The sequence below is a fragment of the Corallococcus sp. NCSPR001 genome, assembly GCF_017309135.1.
Classification (GTDB): Bacteria; Myxococcota; Myxococcia; order Myxococcales; family Myxococcaceae; genus Corallococcus.
This window is the reverse complement of sequence record NZ_JAFIMS010000001.1, coordinates 211,343-226,916: the sequence shown is the minus strand read 5'-3', so window position 1 is coordinate 226,916 and position 15,574 is coordinate 211,343. Positions and strand designations below refer to the sequence as shown.

The window sequence follows — 15,574 nt, the reverse complement described above, 5'->3', positions numbered from 1 at the left end:
CTGACGCCCTTGAGCGTCGGCGGGGTCTTGTCGTTCGCGTGAAGCGCCGGCCGCGGAAACGGCGAAGCGCCCGCGACCGTGAAGGCCGCGGGCGCTTTGCGTTCATCCCAGGGAGGGACTAGCGCGTGGTGCCGTTGTTGGGCGCCATCGTGCCGGTGGAGTCCGGCACCGGCGTGGTCATGTTGCCCTTGGCGCCCGAGCTGTTCGGGTCGAGCGTGGAGTCATTGGGCAGGCTGCTGTCGTCCGGGATGGCGCTGTCGTCCGTGTCCATGCCGGAGCCGCCCGTGCCTGGCTCGGTCATCTCGCCGTCGTGCACGCCGGGCTCGGCCTCACCGGTGCCCGCGCCGCCCGTGCCCGGGTCCAGGGTGCCGTCGTTGGTGGCGGGCGGCAGCGTGGAGTCATCCGTCGTGCCGGAGCCGCCCGTGTCCATGTCCGACGGAGGCATCGTCGAGTCCTGCGACGTACTGCCTGTGTCGTAGCCGGAGCCGCCGCTGCTGGGCGGCGGCGTGGTGGTGGTGCCGGAGCCGGACGTGTCCGTGCCCATGCCGCTGGAGTCCGTGGGCATGGTGGAGTCGGAGGCCGGCGTCGGCTCGGTGCCGCGCGTCGCGGACTGGTCCGACTTACAGCCCGTGCCGAGTGCGAGCGCGCCCGCGAGAACCGCCGCCACCGTCAGCTGGGTCTTCAGGAACTTCTTCATGTGGATTCCCCCGAGTAGGAGTCTGACTGCTTGAAAGGTCCTGGCTGCCTGCACGACCGAAGGTGAGCAGGCCCCGGGGTGTGTGCAGGGGTGGCTCATCCGCCTGCCTGCTCGGGGGACGGCAGGGGCGGACGCGAGGGGTGGGTTGCGCGGAAGGGGGTTGTCCTGCGCGCGCCAGGCCCGCTGGCCGGGAGTGCGAGCCAGTGAGCCGGGTGGCAAGGGCTCAGGGGTTCGGGGGCTGGGTCACGTTGCCGCCTCCGAGCGGCGCCACCGAGTTGCTGGACGTGTTGCTGTCCGGCGTCAGCGTGGAGGGCTGCGAGCCCGTGATGGTTGGCGGCGTCATGTCCGTGGTCGGCGGAGGCAGCACCGCGCCCGTGCTGGACATGGTGCCCGTGGGCGTCCCCGGCGTGACGGTGCTGGTGGAGGCGCCCGGCGCCAGGGTGCCGGGCGTCGTCGTGGCGGGCGGCATCAGCGCGCCCGTGGTGGCGGTGGAGCCCGTGGAGCCCGCCACGGTGGTGCTGGTGCCGGGGGCCAGCACCGCGCCGGTGCCCGTCACGGTGGTGGCCGAACCGGGCGCCACCACGGTGCCCGCGCCCGTCACGGTGGTGGCATTGCCGGGGCTCGGCGGCAGGGGGCTGTACGGCTGCGGAATCACCGCGCCCGTGGACGTGCCGCCGCCACCCGTCCCCGTGTTCGCGCCGGTGAGGTCGCCAATGGGCTGCGTCACCGGACTGGCCGACACGCCATTGATGGGGGCGGGGGTCCCCGGCGCGGCCCCCGGGTTCGGCTGGCTGGTGGTGATGGCGCCCGCGGAGTTCGGATCCTCCTGCGCGTGCGCGGAGCCCAGCGCCAGGGTGCACGCCGCCACGCTCATCCAGATCCATTGCTGAGACATCGCTTTCACTCCTCGCGGGTGTGGGGCCAGACGGACGACGCCTCGGCCTGATGGGTGGGCGTGGGCCGCTGGAGGACCCTTCAGCCATCCCTCATGAGTTGCTCACCCATGGGGCGCGGGGGAACCGCACGGTGGCGCCGCTTGCGCTCGGAGAGCACCAGCAACAGCGCCGGGAAGGTCACCAGCATGATGAGCAGGTTCATCCCGAACCCCACGTTGGCCAGGGCGCCAATCGAGTTGAGGCCCGGGTGGTCCGCGAGCAGCAGCGCGCCGAAGCCCACCGCGCTCGTGAGCAGGCCGCCGCAGATGGCCTTCCCCGTCTCCGAATACACCCGCACGAAGTCGCTGCGCGGCGACGCGAGCCGCGTGATGAGGTGCACGCCCGCGTCCACCGTCGTCCCGATGAGCACCGGGATGACCAGGATGTTGAGGTAGTTGAACTCCATGTGCAGCAGCGGCATCAGCCCCAGCACCGCGAACAGCGACACCACCGTGGGCATCAGGCACAGGAGCGCGGTGCGCAGGCCGCCCAGCGTCATCCACATGGCCAGCAGCACCATGAGCGTGGAGCCCAGCAGGATGAACGGCGCCTCGTGCGACACCATGTTGAAGATGTCCGCCTGCACCATGGCCTCACCGGCCACCACCGCCGGCCGGCCATCCGGCAGCGTCATGCCGCGGACCTCCTTCGCCAGCCGGCGCATGGCCTGTCCGTCGGACTGGTCCGCGGACGGATACACCAGCACGAAGCCGGTGCCCGGGCCGCCGCGTCCCTGGAACTGCTGGCGCACGCTGGAGGGCAGGTCCGCCTCCGTGAAGGGCTTCGAGCGCACCTGCCTGCGCAGCTCCGCCAGCTGCCCGCGCTGCTCCGGGGTGAGCTGCCCTTCGGGCACGTCCTCCACCAGCTTCCCGATGTCCTTCAGGATGGCCTGCTTCTCCGCCTGCCGCGGGGGCACCAGGCTCGCGAGCGCCGCGACGAAGTCCACCGTGGAGTCCTTGCCCCGCTCCCGCTTGCGCTCCTGGAGCTCCCGGACGACCGCGGCCTCCTCCGCGCGCGAGCGCGTGAGCACCACCAGCGGCACCTGCGAATAGCCGATGAGCTGGTTGACGGCGCGGTCCAGCACGAACGAGCTCAGCCGCTGGTCCTGAAGCGAGCCGATGTCGTAGTCGAACCGCAGGCGCGGCAGCTGCGTGAGCAGGCCCGCCACGACGAGCGCGGACACGGCGGTGAGCAGCCCTCGCCGGTGCATGATGACGCGGCCCAGCGGCGCCTCCGTCGTCTCCGTGGCGTTCGCGCGCGGCCTCCAGCGCCAGCGCGCCCCCAGCCCCAGCACCGCCGGCAGCACCAGCACGTACGCGAGGATGAGCACCAGCATGCCCACGCCCGCGATGACGCCGAACTCGCGGAACGCCGTGAGCTTGGACGTGCCCAGGACGAAGAAGGTGAGCGCCGCCACCAGCGCGGACACCAGCGCCGCGCCGCCCGTGTGCGTGAACGATTCCCGCGTGGCCTGCTCGGAGGTCCGGCCCTCGCCGCGCAGCGTGAGGTAGCGGCCCAACAGGTGGATGCCGTGCTCCACGCCCAGGCCGCCCAGGATGGCGCCCAGGAAGGCCGTGAGCAGGTTCACGCGGCCGTACGCCACGGCCACCAGCCCGTAGGTCCAGGCGAGGCCCGCGCCCACCGGCGCCAGCACCATCCCCACCGCGAGCGCGCTGCGGAAGTGCAGGAACAGGTAGAGCAGCACCAGCACCGTGGCCACCGTGGAGGACACCGCCACGTCGCGGGTGATCTGCGCCTGTTGATCCATCTTCTTCTGGAACGAACCGGTGATGGCCGTGTGGAAGCCGGGCCCGTACTTCGACAGGTCCTGCTGCCGCAGGACGCCCTGCACCTCCTCGACGATCTTCGTGGAGAAGGTGAGGTCCGCGGACGACACCTCCGGCTTGGCCAGCACCACCACGCGGCGCGCGGCGGGATCCAGGTAGTAGTCGCTGGGGTGGCTGGACAGGCGCGTCACCGCGTCGCCGCCGTACTTCTTCTCCAGGTCGGAGAAGTCCAGCGACGGGGGCGGGGCGTCATCCAGCGGCACGAAGAGCGGGTTGGCGCGCGCCTTCTCCCAGGTGAGGCGCGCGTCGATGCGGCGCTCCACCTCCTTCAGGTCCTCGGGCGACAGGAAGTAGAGCGCGTGGTCGCGGAAGAAGCTGCTGGGGCGGGTGATCTCCACGTAGCGGATGCCCGGCAGCGCCTCCAGCTTCGGCGCCAGGTCCTCCGCGAATCGCTGGAGCTGCGCCGGGTCCCCGTCCTCGCCCACCACCACCACCCACCCCTGGGCGCCGAAGCGCTCCTCCAGCGTGTGGATGGCCTGCACGCTTTCGAACGACCGGGGCAGCAGGTCCACCAGGTTCGCGTTGAGGGTCAGGTGTCGCGCGGACAGAAGCCCCACGACGGACAGCACGAGCGCGCAGACGAGCGCCGTGAAGGGCCGGCGGTGGTTGTGCGCGGCCAGCGCACCCATCGTGCGCTCCATCCGGAGCATCCACGTGCGCTCCGCTGCTGACGACGGGTTCGAGGCCATCGACCATGCCTCCCAGCGGCGCCTGCCTCCTGGCAGGGCCCATGTCGAAGCAGAAGCTGGCCATGCCGCGATCCTCCGACACGGCGGCCCGAGGGGTCGCTCCGCCCGTCCGCCAAGGCCGGAAGGGTGGGGCAAAATGCCTCAATCCCCAGAGGAGAAGCGGATCCCCTGGCGGGCTTCGCGCCCGGGCGGCATACATGGCGGCGTTTGTTGATGCGCCCCTTGTTCCCCATGCCGGGCATGCGGCCGGTGGAGGCCCCGGGCCGATGCCTGGACGCACGGTGGCCCGAGGCATATACGCGTGAGCGGCCCGGTTCGTTCGGGCTCAAGGTTGTCCCCGGCCGTCAGGCGCGGGCTTTCAGCAGGAAATCACATCCATGAGTGAGACGCGGTGGTCCGGACGGTTCGAGGCGGCGATGGGCTCCCTGGCGGCCCGCAGCCACCAGAGGCCCTGGGTGGCGTTGTTCGTGACGCTGGTCCTCACGGGCCTGGGCACCTTCTTCGCACGCGACCTGCGCCTCAACGCGGACCTGGCGAACCTGCTGCCCAAGTCGTTCCAGTCCGTCCAGGACCTGGAGAAGCTGCGCACGCGCTTCGGCGGCCAGGGCAACGTGGTGGTGGCCGGCATCGGCGCGGAGCCGGAGCAGCTCCAGCAGTTCGTGGATGACATGGCGCCGAAGCTGGCGACGCTGTCGGAGATCCGCTTCGTCAACGCGCAGCGGCCCAGCCAGTTCTTCGACGAGCGCGGCCTCTACTACGTGGACCTGCCGGACCTGAAGACCATCGAGCAGCGCATCGACGCACGCTTCGCGTGGGAGAAGGAGCAGGCCAACCCGCTCTTCGTGCGCCTGGAGGAAGAGGCGCCCCCGTCGCTGGACTTCAGCGACATCCAGAAGAAGTACACCGGCGGCGCGAACATGCGGCTCGCGGGGCAGGGGAGCACGTACTACCTGGATCCGCAGGAGCGCATGGTGGTGATGCTCCTCAAGGCCAGGGGCTCCTCCGCGGACCTGGGCTACTCCAAGACGGTCATCTCCCAGGTGGAGGACTACCTGGCGAAGCAGGACCTGTCGAAGTACGGCCCCGGCTTCCACACGGCCGTCACCGGCACGTTCAAGAAGAAGATCGACCAGCAGGCGGTCATCACCGGCGACCTGGCGCGCGCGTCCACGCTGGCGCTGGTGCTGCTGCTGGCCTACCTCATCTTCCACTTCCGCAGCGGCCTGTCCGTGGGCCTCACCATGGTGCCGGTGGTCGCGGGCCTCGCGTGGACCTACGGCTTCGTGGGCATCGCGTACGGGCAGGTGAACCTCCTGACGGGCTTCCTCGCGGCGGTGCTGGGCGGCCTGGGCGTGGAGCACGGCATCCACCTGTTGGGGCGGTGGGGCACGCTGCGCTCGGAGGGCATGACGTCCGAGGAGGCGGTGCGGGAGACGTTCCGGCACACGGGCTTCTCCGCGCTCATCTCCGCGCTGGTGGCGGCGCTCACGTTCCTCAGCCTGTCGTGGTCGGAGTTCAGGGCGTTCCACGAGTTCGGCGTCATCGCCGCGGTGGGCATGATGGTGAGCGTGGCGTCGTACCTGCTCATCCTGCCGGCGCTGCTGGGGCTGGTGTCGCGCTGGGGCTGGGTGCCGCGCGAGCACTCGTCGCAGTCCGGGCCCATGGCGATGCTCGCGCGCTTCCTGCCGCGCCACTACCGCGCGGTGGCCATCGTCATCGGCGTGGTGCTGGTGGGGCTCATCAGCCAGGCGTACCGGGTGAGCTTCAACTACGACTCCACGAAGCTGGATGACGTGTCGCTGCCGAGCGTGCGGCTGGACCGGCGCATCGACCACATCCTGGGCTATTCGGCGACGCCGGTGGTGGTGCTGACGGACTCGGAGTCGATGGAGCGCGAGGTGGTCAAGCAGCTCCAGGCGCGCAAGGAGAAGTTCGGCAAGGACTCCACCATCGACTTCGTGGGCGCGCTGGAGGACCTGGTGCCCCCGCAGCAGGCGGAGAAGCACGCGCTGCTCCAGTCCATCCACAAGAAGCTCCAGCGCATCGACCCGGAGCGCGTGGACAAGGCCCAGCGCGACGACCTGGTGCGCGCGGTGAAGATGACGGCCGCGCAGCCCTTCACGCGCGAGGACCTGCCGGTGGGCCTGCGACGCCAGTTCGAGCCCGCGGCCGGCCAGAAGGGCGGCGTGGTGCTCGTCTACGCGAACGTGAGCCTGTCGGACGGCGCGGGCACGCGGCGCTTCACCAAGGAGGTCCGCAACCTCCAGATGCCAGACGGCAGCCAGGTGTCCGCGGCGGGCGAGGCGCTCATCCTGGCGGACATCCTGGACATGGTGGCCTCCGAGGGCCCGCGCATCCTGGTGGCCGCGGTGGTCAGCGTCTTCCTGGCCATGTGGCTGACGCTGGGCTCCCTGCGCAACGCGGTCATCTGCATGCTGCCCACGCTGCTCTCCATCGCGGCGCTGGTGGGCCTGATGTCCCTCATGGGCCTGCAGTTCAACTACCTGAACATCGTCGTCATCCCGGTGCTCATCGGAACGACGGTGGACGCGGGCGTGCACCTGATTGAGCGCCTGGGCGAGCCGGGCGCGGACTTCGTCACCGTCTACGCGGAGACGGGCCGGGCCATCACGGGCGGCCTGCTCACGAGCGCCATCGGCTTCCTGGCGCTCGTGTTCGCCAAGCACCCGGGCCTCAACTCCATTGGCGACCTGGCCAACCTGGGCTTCGCGGTGAACATGGTCATCGTGCTGGTGGGCTTCCCCGCGCTGCTCCTGCTGGTGGACCGCTGGCGCAACAAGCACAGCAGCGCCACGTCCACCCCGGCGCCCGGCGGCGACGAGAGCCAGCGCCCCGCGGAGAGCTGATCCGCGCGAAGCAGGCCCGTGCAGGCAGGAAGGCCCCGGCATCGTACGCCGGGGCCTTTTTTCATGGCGTCCGGAGGGGCCGGGGCCGGTCCGCAAGCCGACACCGCGGAGGGACGGACGGGCATGGGCACCCGGCTGTCTCCGGCCCAATCTTCACCCGGTATGGGGCGCCCATACTTCAGGCATCAATCCGGCCGGATGTTCGAGAACGCCTTCATGGAGGCAGCCTCGAAGCTGCACCCGGCGGTTCCGGTCCTCCTCTACATCCCGCTCACGGTGGGCCTGCTCGCGTGGGGCCTCTGGGGGGGACGGACGACCGTGGGGATGAGCGTCCTGTTCATCCCGTTGGGCCTGCTGACGTGGATCGTCATGGAGTACGGCATCCACCGGTTCTTCTTCCATTGGGAGGGCAAGGGCCCGCTCACCCAGCGGGTGCATGAGATTGCCCACGGCTACCACCACAAGTACCCGGACGACGCCCAGCGGCTGGTGATGCCGCTCATCGTCACCGTCCCGCTGTCGTCCCTCATCGGGGTGTCGCTGTGGATGGTGGGGCGTCCGGCGCAGATGCTCCCGTACTTCGTGGGCATCGTCTGGGGCTACGTGACCTACGACACGCTCCACTGGGCCACGCACCACCGCACGCCGCGCACGGCCTGGGGCAAGGCGCTGCGAGCGCACCACATGGCGCACCACTTCGCGACGCCGGACCGCAACTTCGGCATCAGCAACCGGTGGATGGACTCGCTGATGGGGAGCGGCGGACGGCGGCCCGCGAACGAAGCGTCGCGCGGCGAAGCGCCTCCCAAGGACGGCGCCGGCGTGAGGCCCTGAGGCGGGGAGCCTAGGCGGCCTTCTCCGGCACGCCCGTCCACGCGGCCACGAAGTCCGCGAGCCCCCGCAGCTGCCGGTCGTTGAGGGTCGCCTGCCAGCGCGCGTGGCGCACCGCCCGGTACGCCTCCGGCGCGTCCCAGCCGCGTGCCACCATCACCGCCAGCCCCATCAGCGGCCCGCGTCCCACGCCGTGCTCGCAGTGCGCGTACAGCACGCCGCCCGCGTCCAGCCGGGGCAGCGCCCAGCGCACGCCTTGCGACAGCTGCTCCACGGACGGGGGATAGCGGTCCGTCACCGGCAGGTGGAGCAGCTCGATGCCCAGCGCCGCCAGCGCCTCGCGGTCGTCCCAGCGCTCCGCGCGCAGGTCGATGACGCAGGTGATGCCCCGGGCCTTCAACTCGCCGTAGCGCGCGCGGGACACGCTGCCGCCCACGTGCAGCCACGGGTTCACCTGGGACACGTTGAGGGCGCGCTTGCCGGGCAGCTTGGTGGTCCACTCCACCCCGCGCGCCACCACCCGCAGCACCTGCTTGCGCACGAACCCCCGGACCCCGGGGACGTGATGCACCGACCGCAGCAACGACTCGCTCACGCTGAAAACCCCTGCTCCGCTACTCGCCTTCCAACGTCACTTCCATCAGGCCGTCCACCGGCGCCTTGCCCGGACGCTCCATCACGCCCCGCAGCAGGTACGTCACCGGCGAGCCCACCACCGGCCGCACCAGCCCGCTCAGCACGCCCAGCGACTCCACCGGCGCGCTGCGCTGCAGAAGGGAGGTGCCGCGCAACGTCATCGCCGGCTTGCCGTCGCGGTCGGTGAGCTCCGCCCGCCACGTGCTCTTCTCCTTCGCTCCCGTCTGCGTGAGCGTGAAGGACTCCAGGAGCTTCGCGGCCCCCTTGTCCTCCCAGACGTACACGGGCGCGTAGTCGCCCTCCTGGCCCTCGCGCCCCAGCACCACCGCGTGCTGCGGCCCCTTGAGCGCACGGAAGCGCACCCAGCGCTTCGCGAGCTTCGCCGGCGCCACCGTGCTGCGCGAGTGGTCCGCGTACCCTCCGCCCGTCAGCACCACCGCCGCCGTCTTGGGCGCCTGGAGCGTCACCTTCACGGGGCTGCCGCCCAGCAGCACCTCGTGGCGGTAGCGGTCCTTGCCGTTCTCCACCACGGAGCCCTCCGGCGACCACGGCTCGGGCTTCTTCGCGTACTCCAGCGTCACCCGGCCGTTGTCCAACGCCGCGTCCACCGTCAGGCCCGTGTCCGTCGCCCGGGCGGAGCACGTGCCCAGCTTCAGCGTGTCGCTGTCCGGGTCGTAGCTCCACTCCTTCGCGCCCAGGCGCGTCTGCGGCGCCCAGGCCGCCTTGCCCGGCCGCAGCACCGTGGCGCGGCAGATGCCCGTGCGCGACCCCGGCCCGATGTTCGTCACCGACAGGTTCACCGTCACGTAGGTGCCGTCGTCCGCGTCCGCGACGAAGGAGAAGCTCTCCCCGTACCGATCGCTGGAGTCCAACGACACCTTCAACACGCCACCCGCCGCCGCCACCCCTGGGAGCGAAAGCAGGGCCCCCACCAGCAGGGCCCTCAAGCCGCGGGCGAGCGCGTCACGCCGCATGGGGCCGCTGCTCCAGGAGCTCGTCCGAGGTGTCGTTGAAGACGTAGTCGCGCTGCAGGGGCAGGTTCCACGCGAAGTACACGACGCCGCGCACCACCCACCAGCCCAGCGCGTACGCCAGCTGCGGGTGCAGCGTGAGCAGCGCCACGCCGCCCGCGTTGAGCAGGGCGCTGGTCGCGCTCACCAGCGTGTAGCGCGCCAGCTGCGGCGCCACCGCCCCCTGGCTGCGGAAGGTGATGAGCCGGTTGAGGGTGTAGTTCACCACGCCGCCCAGCACGCAGCCGGCCACCGTGGCCCACACCGGGGAGAGGCCTCCCCACTCCACCATGCCCAGCACCGCCACGAAGTCCACCGCCGTGGCGATGGCGCCCGCCGCCGCGTTGAAGCCGAACAGCGCCACGCCCGAGCGCTGCTTCACCGGCTTCTTGGGCGTCAGGGCCCGCACCAGCGTGCGGAAGCGCGACACCGCCGTGACGTTGCTCAGGATGGCCACGAAGACGAGGCCCGCCACCGCCAGCCAGTGCATGGGGTGCTTCTCCTGCGGCCAGAACAGCGCCTCCAGGATGGGGGACAGCGCCGTGCCCACGCCCAGGAACAGCACCCGCTCCAGCCGCTGCATCGCGCCGTCGCGCACGCTCACGCCCAGGCCTTCACCCTTGGCGCGCACGTACGGCACCAGCGAGGAGCCCATCAGCGCGCCCAGCGCGGGCAAGAGCACCCAGGTGTCCCGGTAGTACCAGGCCAGGCCCATCAGGATGGCGGAGTCCACGTAACGGTCCAGCACGGAGTCCAGCGCCGCGCCCGCGGGGTTCGCCTCCTTGCGGGTGCGCGCCACGCGGCCGTCCATCACGTCCAGCACGCCCGCGAAGAGGAACAGCCAGCCGCCCAGCGCGAAGCGGCCCGCCGCCACCGCCACGCCGGACGACACGCCCAGCAGGCCCGACAGCATGGACAGCGCGTTGGCCGGCAGGCCCGAGCGCAGGAGCACCGTCCACAGGGGCTGGATGACCCAGAAGAAGTAGTGGCGCAGGAAGAAGCCCACCAGCACCGATTTGCCGCGCGTCAGCGTCTCCGCGTCCCGGGGGATGCCCTTGATGGCACACCGGATACAGAAGAGCACCAGGCCCACGAGGAAGTACGCGACCGCGAACAGCGCGGGCGCGAGCGCGGTCCAGATGCGCGCCGAAGGGGACAGGTCTCCACTCAGCAAGGCCAGCATGTTGTCATGCACGGGTGTTCCCTCCAGACGGCAGGGTCACGGGCGCCACTCCAGGCGCTTCCATGGCCCGTCTTGCGAAGACAGCCCTCACGACGACGAAGGCCACGACCGCCGCGGTGGCTCCCGCGAGCACGTCGAGGACGTAGTGGTGCGTGAGATACACGGCGGAAAAAGCGACGAGCAGCGCGAACAAACCTGTGCCCACGCGCCACGCGGGGCCCTTGTGCCAGAGGACGAGCACCATCATCAGCGGGTAGGCCGCGTGCAGCGACGGCATGGCCCCGAAGACGTTGGGGTTGCGGCCGTAGAAGTTCGCGAAGTAGTGGATGCCGAAGAAGGCATCGAAGCGCGCGGTGCCCGCCGGACTGGGTGGCGCCGCCAGGTTCGCGAGCCCCGGCCCGTACTTCAGGATGTACCAGGGGGGAGCCGCGGGGTAGATGACGTAGGTGACCACGCCAATGGCGTTCACCAGGAAGAAGGCCCAGCACAACTGTTCGAACCGCGCGTCCTTCTTGAAGAAGAACCACAGCGCCACGAGGAAGACCTCGTAGATGTAGGCCGCGTAGGCCCAGCCGCACAAAAGGTCCAACGGGGTGTTGGGGTGACGCGACCACCACTCGGGCCAGTGCGTGCCGCCCGGGGCGGGGAACAGCAGCTTCTCCAGGTTCCACAGGTCGCCGGTGTGGATGGTGCCGCGCACCCCCAGCCACAGCGCCTGGCTGTCCAGGATCATGCCGGTGAGCCACAGCGGAAACGCGCCGCGGAGGAACCGCCGCGGGCCGGCGCCGGCCCAGGCCAGCACCACCAGCAGCAGGTCCGCCGCGACGTGCTCCCACCGGACCCTTCCGGTGGAGACGACCAGCGCGAAGTGGCCCGCCGCCATGACGGTGACGAGCCACTTGAACGCGGAGTCCTTCTTAGCGGGAGAGCGGGAGGTCATCCCCGTAGTAGTCCATCCCCAGGTGCGTGATGGGCTCTTCGCCCGCGACGACGCGCAGCGTGTTCTTCAGCTTGGTCAGCTGGATGAACAGGTCGTGCTCCACCGGCAGGCCCGGGTGGGCCATGGGGCTCTTGAAGTAGAAGGACATCCACTCCTGGATGCCCCGCCACTCCATCCGCTTCGCCAGGTCCAGGAACAGCGCGATGTCCAGCACGAGCGGCGCCGCCAGGATGGAGTCGCGGCAGAGGAAGTTGACCTTGATCTGCATCGGGTAGCCCAGCCACCCGGTGATGTCGATGTTGTCCCAACCCTCCTTCGCGTCGCCGCGGGGCGGGTAGTAGTGGATCGACACCTTGTGCGAGTACTTGTTGTACAGCTCCGGGTACAGGTCCGGCTGCAGGATGGTGTCGAGCACGCTCGACTTGGTCACTTCCTTGGCCTTGAAGGCCGCCGGATCATCCAGCACCTCGCCGTCACGGTTGCCCAGGATGTTGGTGGAGAACCACCCCTCCAGGCCCAGCATGCGCGCCTTGAGCGCGGGCGCGATGACCGTCTTCATCATCGTCTGGCCGCTCTTGAGGTCACGGCCCGCGACGGGCGCGCCCTCCAGCCTGGCCATCTCCTGCAGCGCGGGCGTGTCCACGGAGGCGTTCGGCGTCCCGTTGGCGAAGGGCACGCCTTCCTTGATGGCCGCGTAGGTGTAGAGCGCTGTGGGGTTGATGTCCGGGCTGTTGGCGTCCAGCGCCTTCTCGAAGTTGGCCAGCGACTGGAAGGCCTCCGGCAGTGGGCGGAAGGTCTCCACGCTGCTGCACACCACCATCACGGCGCGCTTGGCGTTGAGCTCCTTCTTGAAGTCCCGGATGTCCTGGCGGATGGCCTCGATGCTCTCGCGGTGCGTCTTGGTGGCCTTGATGTGGTTCGCGGCGATGCGGCGCACGAACTCCGGGTCGTGCACGCCCGGCTTGGGCTTGATGCCCTGGAGGAAGGGCTTCACCTGCTCCAGGTGCTTGTCCGTCAGCACGCCCGAGCGCACGGCCACCTGGTAGGCGTCCTCGCTGATGATGTCCCACGCGCCGAAGACGACGTCATCCAGGGTGGCCAGCGGCACCAGCTCGTTGAGCTTCACGGTGCGGCCGTCGGTGCGCTTGCCCAGACGGGCCGTGCCCATCTGCGTGAGCGAGCCGATGGGGGCGCCCTTGCCCTGCCGCGCCAGCTCCACACCCGCCATCAGCGTGGTGGAAACCGCGCCCAGGCCCGGGATGAGCACCGCCAGCTTGCCCTCGGGCTTCGCGACCTTCTTCTTGTTCTCCATCGTCCTGATTCCTTCGAAAGGCGGGAAATTCGCTCCGCCCGTAATGAGCGTCTCCGAGTCCGTCCATCCGGTGCCGGCAGGCTGCCGGACGGAAGGTGGAAAATCTCGAAAGCGGATGGTTGATACTCTAAACCGTCTGTCACTTCAACGTGATGTGTGGACGGTGTCCGGCTCGTACCACGGCGGCGCCCGGCTGCATGACTCGGGCCGGGGCCTCGCTACAAGCCAGGACGAACGGCGCTGTCAGAGAAACAGCGACCATGTGACAAAAGTCTCGCCCACCACGGCGGGCCCCCTCGGGTGCGCCTGCCGGGTGGGCTGGGGTGGTACGGGTCTGAGGCTGTCCTGCTTTCACACACCCCCTGACACACGTGTCAGGCTTTGAGAGCCTGGGAGCCGCCGGGTTTCCGGCGGCCCCTGTCCGGCGTCCCGTCAGTTGTGGCGGGGGGCGCCCCGGTCGAGCTTCTGGTTGTCGCCCGGGTGGTACTTGTCGCCGGTGAGGACGGCTTTCACGAACCCGACCAACTGGACCATCTTGCTGTTGGGCGTGTCCCAGTACTCGGCCTTCTCGACGGAGACGCGCAGCAGGGCCAGGTTCGGATCATCCAGCCCCTGGGGGAACCAGGCCTTGAGGGCGGGGTTCCACAGCTCCTTGGCCTTGGCCTTGTCGTGGATCAGCGCGCAGCGGCCGCTGACGGACACGTACCGGTCCCGCGTGGGGTCCGAGTAGGCGAGGCTGACATGGTGGTCCTTCTGCACCTCGTCCACCTTGTGGGTGTGGTCGTTGGTGAAGAACCACAGCTCCCCGTCGAAGTCCTTGTCATAGGTCCACATCGGCCGGCTGCGCAGGCTGCCGTCGGTGTCCACGGTCGTCATCATCGCGACCTTGATGCCGTGGATGAGCTTGCCCAGGTGCTCCACCACGTCCTGCGGACTCTTCGTCGTCGTCGTCATGTGCTCGCCTCCCTTGGCGGTTGAAGGTAGGCAGCGGTTGGAGAGCGAACATCGTCCGCACCGCCGGGTCGGCACCCCGGCAGCCGGGCGTGTGATAGGGGGCGTGCCGGGCCCGCTCGCTTGTTTCGTCCTTCGGAACGAGGCGTGACGGCCGGGAGCGACAAGGGATGCTGAAGACCGCGTGGAACGAGTGGAGCCTGAAGGCGCTGCAACTGGAGACGGCCCTGCTGGCGCTGGAGGAGATTGAGCTGCCGGACGCGATGCACGCGCTCCAGGACGCGGCCCAGCAGAAGCTGCTGGAGCTGGCGCGGGCGTGGCAGAAGACGCAGCCGGCGAAGGAGCCGCGCCAGTGGACGCGCGAGGAGAAGGCGGGCGGCGCGCCTCGCGACGAGGAGCTGGCGGACCTGGTGAAGGGCTTCCGCGAGGACGGCAAGACGTGGACGCTCTACCGGCTCACCAGCGACAAGAAGGAAGTGGTGGAGACGGTGGTCTCCGAAGGGCGCGCGTGCATGGCCGCGGGCGGCGAGTACTACCTGGGCCAGTGGGACGCGGAGGACAGCGTGCTGGAGGTGGGGCGCGACGACGAGGCCGGCGAGCCCGGCACCGGGCTGGTGCTGGAGCCGGGCGGGGAGCTGCGCTACTCGCCTTCACCGGAGCTGGCGGACCCGTAGTCAGGACTCGAGGAGCTTCACCATCCGCGCGCGGAGCTTCTCGTCCGGCAGCCGTCCGAAGCCCGCCTTCACGTTGTCCTCCAGGTGGGCGGGGTCGGACGTGGCGGGGATGGGGCAGTTCACTGCGGGGTGGCCCAGGATGAACTTGAGGAAGAACTGGGCCCAGCTCGTGCAGTCGAACTCCGCGGCCCAGTCCGGCAGGGGCTTCCCCTTCATCTTGCGGAAGAGGTTGCCCTTGTCGAAGGGCTCCATGACGAGCACGGCCACGCCGTGCTCCTTCGCCGCGGGCAGCAGGCGCGCCTCGGCGTCGCGCATCGCGAGCGAGTAGGGCAGCTGCACGAAGTCCAGCTTGCTGCCTTGGATGTGCTTCTCCAGGTCGTCGAAGGCGCCGCGCTGGTAGTGGGTGACGCCCAGGTAGCGGATCTTCTTCGCGGCCTTCATCTCCCGCAGCACGGGCAGGTGCACGTCCACGTCCAGCAGGTTGTGCACCTGCATCAGGTCCATGCGGCCGTGGCCCATCTTCTGGAGGGACGCCTGCATCTGCGCCGCCCCTTCCGCCTTGCCGCGCGTCCAGACCTTGGTGGCGAGGAACGGGGTCTGCTCCTGGCCGGACTGCTTCAGCAGGTCGCCCACGACGGCCTCGGAGCGGCCGTACATGGGGGACGAGTCGATGAGGCGCGCGCCCGAGGCGAAGAACTTCTGGAGGACCTGGGCCAGGGGCGCGCGTTCGTTCGCGGCGCCGCCGACGTCGAAGGTCTGCCAGGTGCCCATGCCGATGACGGGCAGGGCTTCGCCGGAGCTGGGGATGGGGCGGGTGAGCATGCGGGGACTCCGGGCAAGGGCGGAGAGGGGCGGCGCGAGCGCGGCGCCGATGCCCGCCACCAGGACCTCGCGGCGGGACGGGTGGGGAGGACGGGACGGGCGCATGGGGAGAGCGTAGCGGCCGGGGGCGCCGGACACCGGGCTTCGTAAGGGGGAAGACGGGCAGGTGACAGTTCTGGA

13 protein-coding genes are annotated in these 15,574 nt (G+C 70.0%); 3 read left to right on the top strand and 10 right to left on the bottom strand.

What is annotated here, in order from left to right; genetic code table 11:
- Nucleotides 1–118: 118 nt before the first annotated feature.
- From JYJ93_RS00980 to JYJ93_RS00970, 3 genes are all read right to left on the bottom strand, one after another.
- The gene (locus JYJ93_RS00980; protein WP_206785864.1) at nucleotides 119–697 is read right to left on the bottom strand and encodes a hypothetical protein; all 579 of its coding nucleotides are present in this window, start codon (nucleotides 695–697) and stop codon (nucleotides 119–121) included.
- Between the two features lie 223 nt (nucleotides 698–920).
- The gene (locus JYJ93_RS00975) at nucleotides 921–1,592 is read right to left on the bottom strand and encodes a hypothetical protein (RefSeq protein WP_206785863.1); all 672 of its coding nucleotides are present in this window, start codon (nucleotides 1,590–1,592) and stop codon (nucleotides 921–923) included.
- An 80-nt stretch (nucleotides 1,593–1,672) separates the two neighbouring features.
- Complete coding sequence (locus tag JYJ93_RS00970) at nucleotides 1,673–4,120, bottom strand: MMPL family transporter (RefSeq protein ID WP_242543606.1); 2,448 nt, start codon at nucleotides 4,118–4,120, stop codon at nucleotides 1,673–1,675.
- Nucleotides 4,121–4,545: 425 nt separating this feature from the next.
- Here JYJ93_RS00970 and JYJ93_RS00965 point away from each other — a divergent pair, with 425 nt between their 5' ends.
- Nucleotides 4,546–7,035, top strand: a complete 2,490-nt coding sequence (locus JYJ93_RS00965; RefSeq protein ID WP_206785862.1) for an MMPL family transporter — start codon at nucleotides 4,546–4,548, stop codon at nucleotides 7,033–7,035.
- 198 nt (nucleotides 7,036–7,233) lie between these two features.
- Nucleotides 7,234–7,869, top strand: coding sequence for a sterol desaturase family protein (locus JYJ93_RS00960; RefSeq protein ID WP_206785861.1), 636 nt, complete (start codon nucleotides 7,234–7,236; stop codon nucleotides 7,867–7,869).
- Between the two features lie 10 nt (nucleotides 7,870–7,879).
- Here JYJ93_RS00960 and JYJ93_RS00955 read toward each other — a convergent pair whose 3' ends face one another.
- The 6 genes from JYJ93_RS00955 to JYJ93_RS00930 all read right to left on the bottom strand — a co-directional run bounded on the left by JYJ93_RS00955 (nucleotide 7,880) and on the right by JYJ93_RS00930 (nucleotide 13,901).
- Entirely contained in the window at nucleotides 7,880–8,461 is a 582-nt protein-coding gene (locus tag JYJ93_RS00955; RefSeq protein WP_206785859.1) for a dual specificity protein phosphatase family protein, read from the bottom strand.
- 19 nt (nucleotides 8,462–8,480) lie between these two features.
- Complete coding sequence (locus tag JYJ93_RS00950; protein WP_206785857.1) at nucleotides 8,481–9,476, bottom strand: hypothetical protein; 996 nt, start codon at nucleotides 9,474–9,476, stop codon at nucleotides 8,481–8,483.
- Nucleotides 9,466–10,707, bottom strand: coding sequence for a GtrA family protein (locus JYJ93_RS00945; protein ID WP_206785855.1), 1,242 nt, complete (start codon nucleotides 10,705–10,707; stop codon nucleotides 9,466–9,468). The genes JYJ93_RS00950 and JYJ93_RS00945 overlap by 11 nt, the downstream gene beginning before the upstream one ends.
- Nucleotides 10,700–11,635, bottom strand: coding sequence for a phosphatase PAP2 family protein (locus JYJ93_RS00940; RefSeq protein WP_206785854.1), 936 nt, complete (start codon nucleotides 11,633–11,635; stop codon nucleotides 10,700–10,702). The genes JYJ93_RS00945 and JYJ93_RS00940 overlap by 8 nt, the downstream gene beginning before the upstream one ends.
- Nucleotides 11,613–12,947, bottom strand: a complete 1,335-nt coding sequence (locus JYJ93_RS00935; RefSeq protein ID WP_206785853.1) for an inositol-3-phosphate synthase — start codon at nucleotides 12,945–12,947, stop codon at nucleotides 11,613–11,615. The genes JYJ93_RS00940 and JYJ93_RS00935 overlap by 23 nt, the downstream gene beginning before the upstream one ends.
- 432 nt (nucleotides 12,948–13,379) lie before the next feature.
- Nucleotides 13,380–13,901 (bottom strand): pyridoxamine 5'-phosphate oxidase family protein, encoded by a 522-nt coding sequence (locus JYJ93_RS00930; RefSeq protein WP_206785852.1) that lies wholly within the window; start codon nucleotides 13,899–13,901, stop codon nucleotides 13,380–13,382.
- Between the two features lie 167 nt (nucleotides 13,902–14,068).
- Here JYJ93_RS00930 and JYJ93_RS00925 point away from each other — a divergent pair, with 167 nt between their 5' ends.
- Nucleotides 14,069–14,572: a hypothetical protein gene (locus JYJ93_RS00925; protein ID WP_206785851.1), complete on the top strand. Its 504-nt coding sequence runs from the start codon at nucleotides 14,069–14,071 to the stop codon at nucleotides 14,570–14,572.
- Here JYJ93_RS00925 and JYJ93_RS00920 read toward each other — a convergent pair whose 3' ends face one another.
- Nucleotides 14,573–15,499, bottom strand: coding sequence for an aldo/keto reductase (locus JYJ93_RS00920; protein WP_206785850.1), 927 nt, complete (start codon nucleotides 15,497–15,499; stop codon nucleotides 14,573–14,575). It abuts the gene before it with no gap.
- Between the last annotated feature and the right edge of the window lie 75 nt (nucleotides 15,500–15,574).

Excerpts from the sequence above, each read along its gene's own strand:
- JYJ93_RS00975 (WP_206785863.1), bottom strand. The coding sequence starts at position 1,592 with ATGTCTCAGCAATGGATCTGGATGAGCGTGGCGGCGTGCACCCTGGCG.
- JYJ93_RS00970 (WP_242543606.1), bottom strand. The coding sequence starts at position 4,120 with ATGGAGCGCACGATGGGTGCGCTGGCCGCGCACAACCACCGCCGGCCC.
- JYJ93_RS00930 (WP_206785852.1), bottom strand. The coding sequence starts at position 13,901 with ATGACGACGACGACGAAGAGTCCGCAGGACGTGGTGGAGCACCTGGGC.
- JYJ93_RS00925 (WP_206785851.1), top strand. The coding sequence starts at position 14,069 with ATGCTGAAGACCGCGTGGAACGAGTGGAGCCTGAAGGCGCTGCAACTG.
- JYJ93_RS00965 (WP_206785862.1), top strand. The coding sequence starts at position 4,546 with ATGAGTGAGACGCGGTGGTCCGGACGGTTCGAGGCGGCGATGGGCTCC.
- JYJ93_RS00935 (WP_206785853.1), bottom strand. The coding sequence starts at position 12,947 with ATGGAGAACAAGAAGAAGGTCGCGAAGCCCGAGGGCAAGCTGGCGGTG.
- JYJ93_RS00950 (WP_206785857.1), bottom strand. The coding sequence starts at position 9,476 with ATGCGGCGTGACGCGCTCGCCCGCGGCTTGAGGGCCCTGCTGGTGGGG.
- JYJ93_RS00920 (WP_206785850.1), bottom strand. The coding sequence starts at position 15,499 with ATGCGCCCGTCCCGTCCTCCCCACCCGTCCCGCCGCGAGGTCCTGGTG.
- JYJ93_RS00980 (WP_206785864.1), bottom strand. The coding sequence starts at position 697 with ATGAAGAAGTTCCTGAAGACCCAGCTGACGGTGGCGGCGGTTCTCGCG.
- JYJ93_RS00960 (WP_206785861.1), top strand. The coding sequence starts at position 7,234 with ATGTTCGAGAACGCCTTCATGGAGGCAGCCTCGAAGCTGCACCCGGCG.
- JYJ93_RS00940 (WP_206785854.1), bottom strand. The coding sequence starts at position 11,635 with ATGACCTCCCGCTCTCCCGCTAAGAAGGACTCCGCGTTCAAGTGGCTC.